Annotated in this window: 10 protein-coding genes; 9 read left to right on the top strand and 1 reads right to left on the bottom strand. The window is 40.8% G+C overall.

Annotation, left to right across the window (positions count from 1 at the left end):
- Positions 1 to 490 precede the first annotated feature (490 nt).
- The 9 genes from FTU90_RS03375 to FTU90_RS03335 all read left to right on the top strand — a co-directional run bounded on the left by FTU90_RS03375 (position 491) and on the right by FTU90_RS03335 (position 11,445).
- On the top strand, positions 491 to 874 hold the full coding sequence (locus tag FTU90_RS03375) for a hypothetical protein (protein ID WP_180071951.1): 384 nt from the start codon (positions 491 to 493) through the stop codon (positions 872 to 874).
- Positions 875 to 981: 107 nt separating this feature from the next.
- Entirely contained in the window at positions 982 to 1,287 is a 306-nt protein-coding gene (locus tag FTU90_RS03370; RefSeq protein ID WP_180071950.1) for a hypothetical protein, read from the top strand.
- A gap of 123 nt (positions 1,288 to 1,410) precedes the next feature.
- Positions 1,411 to 2,445, top strand: coding sequence for a DUF932 domain-containing protein (locus FTU90_RS03365; protein ID WP_180071949.1), 1,035 nt, complete (start codon positions 1,411 to 1,413; stop codon positions 2,443 to 2,445).
- A gap of 123 nt (positions 2,446 to 2,568) precedes the next feature.
- Positions 2,569 to 3,633, top strand: coding sequence for a YqaJ viral recombinase family protein (locus FTU90_RS03360; protein ID WP_180071948.1), 1,065 nt, complete (start codon positions 2,569 to 2,571; stop codon positions 3,631 to 3,633).
- Between the two features lie 128 nt (positions 3,634 to 3,761).
- Positions 3,762 to 4,670, top strand: a complete 909-nt coding sequence (locus FTU90_RS03355; protein ID WP_180071947.1) for a hydrolase or metal-binding protein — start codon at positions 3,762 to 3,764, stop codon at positions 4,668 to 4,670.
- A 94-nt stretch (positions 4,671 to 4,764) separates the two neighbouring features.
- The gene (locus FTU90_RS03350) at positions 4,765 to 4,995 is read left to right on the top strand and encodes an AlpA family transcriptional regulator (protein WP_131270952.1); all 231 of its coding nucleotides are present in this window, start codon (positions 4,765 to 4,767) and stop codon (positions 4,993 to 4,995) included.
- 371 nt (positions 4,996 to 5,366) lie between these two features.
- Entirely contained in the window at positions 5,367 to 6,944 is a 1,578-nt protein-coding gene (locus FTU90_RS03345) for a class I SAM-dependent DNA methyltransferase (protein WP_180071946.1), read from the top strand.
- A complete protein-coding gene (locus FTU90_RS03340) occupies positions 6,934 to 8,238 on the top strand; it encodes a restriction endonuclease subunit S (RefSeq protein ID WP_180071945.1) in 1,305 nt (434 codons plus the stop codon). Before FTU90_RS03345 ends, FTU90_RS03340 begins: the two co-directional genes overlap by 11 nt.
- Positions 8,239 to 11,445, top strand: a complete 3,207-nt coding sequence (locus tag FTU90_RS03335) for a type I restriction endonuclease subunit R (protein WP_180071944.1) — start codon at positions 8,239 to 8,241, stop codon at positions 11,443 to 11,445.
- Positions 11,446 to 11,551: 106 nt separating this feature from the next.
- On the opposite strand, the gene FTU90_RS03330 is transcribed toward FTU90_RS03335, so the two are convergent.
- Complete coding sequence (locus FTU90_RS03330; RefSeq protein WP_180071943.1) at positions 11,552 to 11,947, bottom strand: hypothetical protein; 396 nt, start codon at positions 11,945 to 11,947, stop codon at positions 11,552 to 11,554.
- Positions 11,948 to 12,154: the final 207 nt, after the last annotated feature.

Genomic DNA, 12,154 nt, shown 5'->3' with positions numbered 1-12,154 from the left:
TTTTGATCTCGAATATTAGGAATTTTCAACGCTGACCTACATCTTCAGTGGGTTTTGACAGACTCTCACACAAGCACATCAAAAAAGAATTTTTTTTGGTGGAGAATCTGTTTGTACCCCCTTTGTTGCGGTAGATTGACAGTTATTGGGTAGAGCTCTTTTAGCACAAAGATTATGCCATGCGTCTTATCTGTACATACCCGCCTCTTACTCTTCACTTTTTATATCTTTATGCCCTTAAGTTTGATAAAGACGATGCTGTGCTGTAAGGCATAGCTGTGTTGATGACTTTCTAACAATAAAAAATTTTCAAATACATATTACCGATATGAAGATGAATCTCTAAAGCTGTTTGAGCGAAGTGGATCAATGCACTTTATCGCCTAGAAAAATTCAAACACTCCGATATTCATTACAACATTTACTGCATGGGGCACTGGGGATTTAGGGGGAACCATCCTAGGCGTACCTATAAAAAGAGAAATTCATGATGAACATTTTAATAAAAACCATACTGCTCACCACTTTTTTTGCTGCTTCTGGATGGATGCTATCAGGATGCAGCTCAAGTTTAGACCCGAATACTTTCACCGTTGAACTGAGTGTTGAAGATACCAGTAACTGGTATGCTCAAAATCAAACCGCTACGGTACTGACGATTCGCTCCAACTCTCCTGACCATATTGATGCGACCAATGTGTCGATCAATAATGGTCAATGCAGTTATGAAGGTTACCGAAGAGAAATTCAGTATCCACAAATATTTAAGATGGGACAGGTATTGAAATTGCAGCTTACAGGATGCGGATATAACAATGTAGTGAAAGTGGATGTTGAAACTGAACAGGGTACAGCCAGTTATAGTTTTCAATAAATGATCTAAAAAACCAGTCACGGCTGACCTAAAGACCAAACCGCATCCTTCGGGGGGGCGGTTTTTTTATGTCTGCACCATACCGTATTTTTATAAGGAATTGATCAATGTCCTTTATCCACTGTCCGTATTGCCAGTCTGCCAATATCAAGCAGACCGAATCTGGACACCCTCATGAACAGTATTTCGAACAGCTGCGGCATTTTATTTCCCCCGCTCAGATGGCGCTGTTCGGAATCAAGATCGCAAAGCAGACCGGTGCTCCCCCTTTAGCCGGTGCGATGGTTGGTGTCGTCATCGGTGGTGTGCTGGTGATGGTGAGTCAGTATTGCTTTGAACGGCACTATGGTAATGCCATGAATTTTATCTGCCAGGACTGCCAGCAGCATTTTGCCTGGGCCAAACCAAATTAAATGGCCTGTTCAGTAGATACATGTACTTTTAAACACTATCCAGCTTTGATTTCACCATCTCACATTTTTCATCACTTGATTCATTTCACACATTTTACTTTTTTAAATTAAGGAATATTTACTATGGCACATTTAATCGAAAACATGGCCTATGTCGGTCAAACCCCTTGGCATGGTCTAGGGAATCAATTGACGCAACAACAACCGATTGACGTCTGGGCGAAGCAGGCGGGTATGGATTGGCGGATTGAATCATCCGATGTCAGCTACATGGCAAAGAATGAACGTGGTCAAAGCATCATCATGCCTTATGAAGAACAACGGGTGCTGTATCGCTCAGATACACATGCACCTTTGTCTGTGGTGAGTCAGCGTTATCAGGAAGTTCAGCCTAAAGAAATTTTAGAGTTTTACCGTGACCTGACAGAGCAGTCTGGCTTTGAACTGGAAACCGCAGGCGTACTGAAAGGGGGGAAGAAGTTCTGGGCATTGGCACGTACTGGACAAAGCACCGCTTTAAAAGGCAAGGATGTCAGTAATGGTTATATTTTACTGGCAACCGCTTGTGATGGAACCTTAGCCACCACCGCACAATTTACCAATATTCGTGTGGTCTGTAATAACACCTTAGCGATTGCCTTACGTGGACAAAACATTAGTGCCGGTGTGGTCAAAGTACCGCACAGCACCAAGTTTGATGCGGAAAAGGTAAAACAGCAGCTGGGTATCTCAGTCCGTGCATGGGATGAGCACATGTATGAAATGAAACAGCTGAGTCAGCGTAAAGTGACGCAAGGTGAGGCAGCAGCTTTCTTTGATGCCGTGTTCAACAATACAACGATGAGCGTGGCAGATCAGGAGGAGAACATCATTCAGTTCTATCGCAATGTGGCTACTCCAAATCCAGCGAAAGAAAAGTCTGAGCCGAATGGACGTGCCATGAGCAAAGCCATGAATATGTTTAATGGGCAAGGCCGTGGTGCAGAACTCAGCTCAGCGAAAGATACTGCCTATGGCTTACTCTGTTCAATCACCGAGTTTGCCGATCATGAACGTCGCGCCATGAGTACAGATCATCGTCTCGATTCAGCTTGGTTTGGTGCAGGTGCTGCGTTAAAGCAGCGTGGCCTAGAGCAGGCATTACGTTTAATCGCCTAACCAGATTAAACATCAAGAAAACCCAATATAGCTTAAACATGAATATAAGCCATGTCCTTCGGGATGTGGCTTTTTTATGCCGCAAATTTAGAACAGTAAACAATATTGATCAGGAATAAAACTATGAATCAACTCGCAAAGTTACCCAACCCACCGACTTCACAACCTTTTAACTTGCCGATCCCAACAAGCAAACCATCTAAATCGATAAAGCCTGCTGTAGCGAAACGCTTAGCCAATACCAAAAACATGCAATACCAAGAATGGCTTGAAGTGCGTAAACAAGGCATTGGCAGCAGTGATGCCGCAACTGCATGTGGATTGAATCCCTATATGTCGATGCTGGAACTGTGGATGATTAAAACCGGTCGAACTCAGCAGAACATTGATGATGATAGCTCGGGCGTTGCACCTTTATATTGGGGGAAGCAGCTAGAGCCACTCGTTGCTGAATACTACAGCATGCATACCAACAACAAGGTCAGACGTGTCAATGCCGTGCTTCAGCATCCCGACCCGGATAAATCCTTTATGTTGGCCAACCTAGATTACTCAGTGATCGGTAGTGATGAAGTGCAAGTTCTTGAATGCAAAACCGCAGGAGAATATGGCGCAAAACTTTGGCGTGATGGCGTACCGCTTTATGTGCTGTGTCAGGTGCAACATCAATTGGCCGTTACAGGTAAACAGGCAGCGCATATTTGTGTCTTACTCTGTGGGCATGAAACCAAGATATTCAAAGTCACCCGTAGTGAATCGGTGATTGAACATCTCATCAAAGCTGAACGCTACTTCTGGGAATGTGTAGAAAAGGACGTACCGCCTGATGTTGATGCCTCTGAATCAGCCGCTAAGGCCCTACAACAACTTTATCCGCAACACACCCCTTTAACTGTAGAGGATTTAAGCCAGGACGAAATGGCTAATCAACTCTTTGATCAGTTGATTGAGACCAAAACGCAGATAGAACAGCAGCAACAAAGCTTCGATCAGATCAAGCATCAAATCCAAGCCCTGATGAAAGAAGCAGAACGAGCCACCTTTCAGGCAGGCTCGGTGACGTGGAAGAAAAGCAAGGACTCGGTCAGCTTAGACAGTAAAGCGTTGCTCAAGCTACACCCTGAAATGCTAGAACAATTTCCACAAAGCAGAGTGGGGAGTCGACGTTTTCAAATCTATACCGATTAAGCCATTTCACTTTAGCCTAAGTACTTAACTTGACTATCCATCAAAAATCCCATGGCTCCGTGCATGGGATTTTTATTTTCAAATTTAAAAAACTGAAAGTCAAAAATCAATTTATAAAGGAAATCAGCATGATTAAAGGTCTAGCAATCGCCCCACCTATTTTAGGACGGATCAGCATTGGTCGAGTGGTGGAAAAGAATGGCAAACGCCTGCCTGAAAAAGATGATCAATTTACCATTACATCACAAATCCAAAGTAAGGAGAGTGGCTGGGTAAAACATCCTTTAGATGAACAATTACGCAGTCAAACCCCTAATCAAAAGTTGCGCACTATTCCAGTACGGATGATCTTTAACGATCCAGAGCTAAACCTGCGTGCCGAGTACAGCTTATTCGATCGGCAGACCGGGCGGCCTGTCTGTGTAGGAGATGGTCAAACCTGTCGCAGATTGACCAATCAGGGTGTCGAGCAACATCCATGCCCATCACCGGATTTATGTTCTTTGGCTCAAGGAGGACATTGCAAACCTTATGGACGTTTACATGTCAATTTAGATGACTCCGATGAGCTGGGTACGTTTATCTTTAGAACTACAGGCTTTAATAGTATTCGAACGCTTGCAGCTCGCTTGTCTTACTACAGTGCAGCGTCAGGTGGACTGTTGTCTTGTTTACCGTTGCAACTGACCTTACGTGGGAAATCGACAACGCAAAGTTATCGCCAGCCGGTGTATTACGTGGATCTAACCCTAAAGGATGGGGTGAGTTTGAATGATGCGATTCGGACAGCCAAGGAAATTGATAAGCAGAGTAAAGAAGCAGGATTTTATCAGGAGGCCGTAGATTTCGTAGCAAAGCAGGGTTTTGCTAATGCGCAGTTTGAAGTGAATGGTGAAGAGGGGTTTGATGTTTTGGATGAGTTTTATGCAGAGCCTGATCAAGCGGAAGTTCAACAATCATCAGGCTTAAACAAGCCTGATGGGTTTGTTCAAGATATTCAACAGGGGCTACAACGCAGTGTGAGAGCAGTCAATTAGATGCTATTGGATCGTTATGGAATAAATTTTTACAGAACTTCCTGATTATTTGAGCTGAAGACAGCTCGCTTAAATAATCTAAGGAGAACTCGTCATGAATGCCTTTGTAGGTCAAACATTTCAAATGAATCAACTTATCAATATCAAGCAAGTTGTATTGTTTACAGGGGTTGGGCGCTCAACTGTCTATGAGATGATGGATGAGAACTCGCCCTACTACGATCCAACTTTTCCAAAGAAAGTGAAAATCACACAGAACCGTATTGGTTGGTCTGCTTATGAGATCCATCAATGGATTGAAAATAAGTTGGCGAACCGTGCATAAAATTGGGAGCTTCGGCTCCCTTATTTTTTTTTTGATGAGAAATAGAGCTTCACCAAATGTTTACTTCTGAGTAAGTTGAAGGAAAAATTATCCTTATACTCAATAGTTCAAATATGTTCTTATTTTGAATAATTTTTTTAAGGTCGGAATGTTTTACGAAGAACAATCATGTAGCATTATAGGATATGTATCCAGTATCGTATTAGGGGTATAAAAGTGAAAGAAATATATTGTTATTTGAAGTGTAAGTGTTAAGTGTTTAATAGGATGTTTTAAATGGGCTATAGTTCGAAAAACATATATTTTACCTTCAGATAGTAAGTAATTTACTCTCCCCTAAGTAACGAATGAATAGTTGAGAATTGAAAGTTATGGCTAAAACACCTGAAAAAAAGAATGATAAATCATTTGAAGAAGCACTTTGGGATGCAGCTAATAAATTGCGTGGCAGTGTTGAATCATCAGAGTACAAGCATATTGTTTTAAGCCTGATTTTCTTAAAATTCATCAGCGATACTTTCGAAAAACAAAAACAGAAACTCATTGATACAGGCTATGAAAAGCACATCGACCTGGTGCAAGCTTACACTAAAGATAATGTGTTCTACTTGCCAGTTGATAGCCGTTGGAGCTTCATTCAACAAAATGCAAAGCAAGAAGATATCGCTCTTAAAATTGACACGGCTTTAAGTACGATTGAAAAGACGAACAAGTCCCTGAAGGGTGCATTACCTGATAACTACTTCTCTCGTCTTGGTTTAACCGCGAGTAAACTTGCGGCATTGATTGATGTGGTCAACAACATCGATACTTTAGAGAACCCGGAAGAAGACACCGTAGGTCGTGTGTATGAATACTTCTTGGGTAAGTTCGCTGCGACTGAAGGTAAAGGCGGCGGTGAGTTCTATACACCTAAATCAGTGGTCAATCTTATTGCAGAAATGCTGGAGCCGTATCAAGGTAAAATCTATGACCCGTGTTGTGGCTCGGGTGGTATGTTTGTACAGTCTATCAAGTTTATTAAAAGTCACCACGGCAATACCAAAGACGTATCTATTTATGGGCAAGAATATACCAGCACGACCTACAAACTTGCCAAAATGAACCTTGCCATTCGGGGTATCTCTAGCAACTTGGGTGATGTTGCAGCCGATACCTTCTTTAAGGATCAGCACGAAACACTTAAAGCTGATTTCATCATGGCAAACCCACCCTTTAACCAAAAAGATTGGCGTGCGTCTGATGAGTTAGTAGATGATCCACGTTGGGCAGGTTATCCCACACCGCCTACAGGGAATGCCAACTATGCATGGATATTGCACATGATATCCAAGCTCTCTGAGCACGGCACAGCTGGCTTTGTACTGGCAAATGGTTCGATGTCTACCACTACCAGTGGTGAGGGTGAAATACGTCAGCAGATTATAGAAAATGATTTGGTAGATTGTATGATTGCTCTACCAGGTCAGTTGTTCTATACCACTCAAATTCCTGTGTGTTTATGGTTTATCAGTAAAGATAAACAAGCCAAATCAGCCAATAGTCAAGCGCGTGGGCTTCGAGACCGTCAAGGCGAGACTTTATTTATTGATGCCCGCAACATTGGCAGCATGGTTGACCGCACTCATAAAGAACTCACCAATGAAGACATTGAAGCGATTGCCAAAACTTATCACGCATGGCGTGGTGAGCAAGATGCTGGTGGATACGAAGCTTATGCCGACAAGGCAGGCTACTGCAAATCTGCAACCCTTGATGAGATAAAAGCCAATGATTATGTACTCACCCCTGGGCGCTATGTCGGTGCTGTCACTATAGAAGATGATGGTATACCATTTGAGACAAAAATGCTTGAACTCAGCCAAACGCTATATGTACAAATGCAAGAGTCCGAAAAGCTAGATTCAGTCATCCGTAAGAACTTGGAGGTGTTGGGTTATGGCGAGTGATTGGAAGGACTATCGTTTATCTGATATAGCAAATTTTTCTTATGGAAAAATGCCTAAACAGGAAATTTTAAATACTGGTGAATATCCAACATTCTCTGGGTATAAATACCAATACACATACCCTGAATATAATTGTGACAAAGGCGAGATTATTGTAGTTGCTCGTGGTGTTGGTGGAACAGGTGATGTAAAAATTGTGAAGGAAAGGTGTTACTTAACCAATCTTTCAATCAAAATAGATTTAGACAACTCGGAAGTAGTTAGTAGTTACTTTTATTATCTATTTCTTAATAGCGGACTTAGACATCTTGATAGTGGCTCGGCTCAAAGTCAAATAACTATTAATGACTTAAGTAAAGAGGTTATATCGTTACCAAGTTTAGATACTCAAAAAGCCATCGCCTATGTTCTTGGTTCTTTAGACGATAAAATCGAGCTCAACCGAAAAATGAATGAGACGCTAGAAGCTATGGCGCAGGCATTGTTTAAAAGTTGGTTTGTGGATTTTGACCCTGTGATTGACAATGCCTTAGCTGCTGGAAATTCAATTCCTGATGAACTTTTTGAACAGGTCGAGAAACGTAGAGTAGTTCAGAAAAATAAAAGCCAAGATGATCAAGGGCCTCATTCTTTATTTCCTGATGAGTTTGAATTTACAGAGGAGATGGGATGGATTCCAAGAGGATGGGAAGTTACACCAGCCTATGAAGTTGCAGACTTTATTAATGGATCATCTTTTAAAAGCCAATATTTCTCAGATGAAAATGAGGGCTTACCAATAGTCAAAATTGCAGAAATAAAAAATGGTATTTCGGAACAAACTAAATTCACTACTCAGGAAATGCCGGAAAAATACTTAATTAATGACGGTGCAATCTTATTTTCATGGTCAGGTAATCCGGATACTTCCATTGATACATTTATTTGGACTGGCGGAAAAGGGTGGTTAAACCAACATATTTTTAATGTTGTGTTGCACAAAGCTAGTGATAAAACCTTCGTATATTATTTATTGAAATACTTAAAGCCAATCTTCACAGAAATAGCTAGAGATAAACAGACTACAGGACTTGGTCATATAACTGTAAAAGATATGAAGCGAATTTATACTATAAAGCCATCTGATTTAATTTTAGAGGTTTTTGGACTTCATTCAAATTCAATTTTTGAAAGATGGTATCAAAATTTATGCTCCTCAAGAGAATTAACCAAACTCCGCGACACACTTTTACCAAAGTTAATGTCAGGTGAAATACGTATTCCAGATGCTCTTGCATTAGTGGAGGACGTATAGTTGAAATTCACTGAAGATAGGCTTGAACAAGCTATTATTGAGCTGTTAGCGGCTGAAGGCTACCCACATACGTGTGGTGACACCATTGATCGTACCCCTGAAGATGTGCTGATTAAGTCCGATCTTCGTGAGTTTCTAACGACCCGTTACCAAGCCGACTCAATCACTGAGTATGAGATTGAGTCGATTATTCATAAGCTCGAATACCTTCCTGCTTCCGACCTCTACGATACCAATAAAGCCATCATGAAGTTTATCGCTGATGGCTTTTTATTAAAGCGTGAAGATCACACGCAGAAAGATTTATACATCCAGTTGATCGACTATGATGTGATTGGTGACAGCTCAATTGATAGTAATTGTTATCGCATCGTCAGCCAAATGGAGATACAAGGCTATGAGCTGCGTATTCCTGATGGCATTCTCTATATCAACGGCCTACCACTGGTGGTGTTTGAGTTTAAGAGCACCATTCGTGAAGATGCCACCATGTTTGATGCCTACAAACAACTGACCACCCGTTATAAACGGGATATTCCAGAGCTATTTAAATATAACGCCCTATGCGTTATTAGTGACGGGGTCAACTCGAAGATGGGATCTTTCTTTGCTCCGTATGAATTCTACTATTCTTGGCGCAAAGTGACAGGTGAAGAGAAGCTTGAAAAAGATGGTATCAATTCACTACTGACCATGATCAGCGGCTTATTCAATAAAGAGCGCTTGGTCGATGTCATCCGTAACTATATCTATATACCTGATACCTCAAGCAAAGATGAGAAGATCGTCTGTCGTTATCCGCAGTATTATGCCGCAACCAAGCTATACGCCAATATTAAGCAACATATGAAGCTGGTTGATGATCAGGGCAGATTGGTTGATGTAGATAAATTGCGAGATGGTAAGGGTGGTACATACTTTGGTGCTACAGGTTGTGGTAAGAGTTTTACCATGCTGTTTCTGGCACGCCTGTTGATGAAAGATGTCGAGCTGGGTAGTCCAACTATTATCTTAATCACTGACCGAACAGATTTAGATGATCAGCTTGCTGGAATTTTTACAAACGCTAAAACCTACGTGGGCGACGAAAGCATCATTAGTGTGGAAAGTCGTGTTGAGCTGCGTGAACAGCTTAAAGGTCGTAAAAGTGGCGGTGTGTTCCTGACAACTATTCACAAGTTTACTGAAGATTTAGCATTACTGACCGAACGTTCTAACGTCATTTGTATCTCGGATGAGGCGCACCGTAGTCAAGTGAACCTAGAACAAAAGATTACCGTTACAGAAGACAGTGTCAAAAAGACCTACGGCTTTGCTAAATATTTGCATGATTCTTTACCCAATGCTACTTACGTGGGCTTCACAGGCACACCAATTGACGCCACCCTGGAAGTGTTTGGTGCAGTGGTCGATAGCTACACCATGGTTGAGTCAGTATTTGATGAAATCACTGTACGGATTGTTTATGAAGGTCGAGCTGCCAAAGTTTTACTAGATGGCCGCCAGCTTGATGAGGTAGAAAAATACTACAAAGAAAGTGCAGAAGCTGGTGCAAACGAATACCAGATTGAAAAAAGCAAAAAGACCATGGCGAGTATGTCTACCATATTGGGTGACCCAGACCGTATTAAAGCCATAGCAGAAGACTTTGTTGAGCATTATGAAGCCCGTGTTAGTGAGGGCACGACTCAAAAAGGCAAGGCGATGTTTGTCTGTAGTAGCCGTGAAGCTGCCTATCAGTTGTATAAAGACATCATTGAGCTGCGTCCTGAATGGAATGAGGTAAGAGCATGTGAAGAAGGCTCAACTTTATCTGAAAGCGAGCAGAAAAAGGTCATGCCAATGGAACGAGTCAAAATGGTCATGACTCGGAACAAGGATGATGAAAAAGGCATGTGGGATAGGCTTGGTAATAAAGAATACCGAAAAGAGCTGGATCGTCAGTTTAAAAATGGCAAATCAAACTTCAAAATCGCTATCGTGGTGGATATGTGGTTAACAGGCTTTGATGTACCGTTTCTTGATACCATCTATATTGATAAGCCACTACAAAAGCACAATCTGATTCAAACTATCTCTCGGGTAAACCGAAAATTTGAAGGCAAAGAAAGCGGCTTAGTAGTCGATTATATCGGTATTAAGAAGCAGATGAACCTTGCCCTCTCACATTACACGGGTAGTCAAATTCAGGACTTAGAAGATATTCAAAAGTCTGTCGTTGTTGTGAAAGACCACTTGAGCTTACTCGATAATTTATATTATAAATTCGATTCCAAACTTTATTACAGTGGTACACCACTTGAGCAGCTGCATTGTTTAAATGCTTCAGCTGACTATGCTTTGCGGACCAAGAAATTTGAAAAAACCTTTATGGATTTAACCAAGCGTCTTAAATCTGCTTATGATATTTGTGTAGGTAGCGAAGATTTAACCAAAGCACATAAAGACAAAATTCATTACTACTTAGCCGTACGTACCATCATCTTTAAAATTACTACTGGTGGTGCACCTGACGTTGAACAGATGAATCAAAAAGTACGTGACCTAGTGAAAAATGCTCTGATTAGTGATGGAGTAGAAGAAATATTTAAGCTTGGTGATAGTACGGATGGTGAGATCGATATCTTTGATGAAGATTATCTCGCTAAGCTGGAGGTAATTAAACAGCCAAACACTAAGCTGCAATTGCTTCAGCAATTACTCGCTAAGGCGATTGGTGAACTCAAAAAGACCAATAAGATTAAGGGTATCGATTTCAGTAAAAAAATGAATGCTCTTGTTGAGAAATATAACGAGCGTGATGAGCAAGATGTACTTCAGGCTAAGGTAATCGGAGACTTTTCTGATGAGATTATCAAGCTGTATAACGAGCTTCGTGAAGAGATGGCATCATTCGGCAAGATGGGGATAGATTTCGAAGAAAAAGCCTTTTACGATATCTTGATATCATTAGCTCATAAATATGATTTCACTTATCCAGAAGATAAATTATTGGAGCTTTCTAAAGAAGTGAAAGAGATCATCGATGACAAGGCAAAATACACCGACTGGAACAAGCGAGAAGATATCAAAGCTGAATTACAGTTTGATCTAATGGTGTTGCTAGATGAGTGGGGCTATCCACCTATTGATCGACGTGAAGTCTATAAAGAGATATTTGAGCAGGCTGAAAACTTTAAGAGAAATAGAAATGTTTCACTATCTTAGCTCTGAAATAAGGTGATCAGCTCTCACATTTAATAAAGTGATATGATTTCAGAGTGAAGTTTTTTTAAAGAGTTCTAATTGTCAGAACGTACCTCTAAGCTTTATGCTAAAAATTATTCTGTAAATAAACATAAAAATTTTGCCCTAAACGGTCATACCGAAAGGGCATAGAGGTACGTGCCATCCAGCGCTCCAAAAGCTTTTCATAAACATCTGCTTTTTTCATTGAAGTCGCACTAAAAGTCCAATATTGGATTTTGTATTTATAAATGAGTTGTTCGATACGTCGGCTAACGAGGTTGAAAATTTTTAAAGCGGGGAGTTTTAAATTTACATCTTCATAAATAGGGTCATCCCGAAATAGGGCCATTTCTGGATGTTTCTTAAAATTAATGTTTAATCGAGTACGGGGAGGGCGGTCTAAATAAAAGGAAAAATCGTGATGATTGAATCTAAGGATATAGTGTAAGTCCTCTATATATAGATCCTCTTTAATGATCATTCTGAATCCTTTTTGAAATGAAAGTGTAGAAAAGATTTAAACATCTCTTGGAAGAGTTTTTGACTGGTATCATCTTGAAAAACACCTGAAAAATAATTCAGATCAGTTTCATTCACTAAACGCAAATAAACACTCTTTAGAGGTGAAAAACCTTTGCGTTTACAGTAGGCAAAATATGCACTGGCATCTTCAAATAAGATCCACCAC

It is taken from the genome of Acinetobacter sp. YH12200 (assembly GCF_013418175.1).
Classification (GTDB): domain Bacteria; phylum Pseudomonadota; class Gammaproteobacteria; order Pseudomonadales; family Moraxellaceae; genus Acinetobacter; species Acinetobacter pseudolwoffii.
This window is presented reverse-complemented; position numbering and strand designations above follow the sequence as displayed.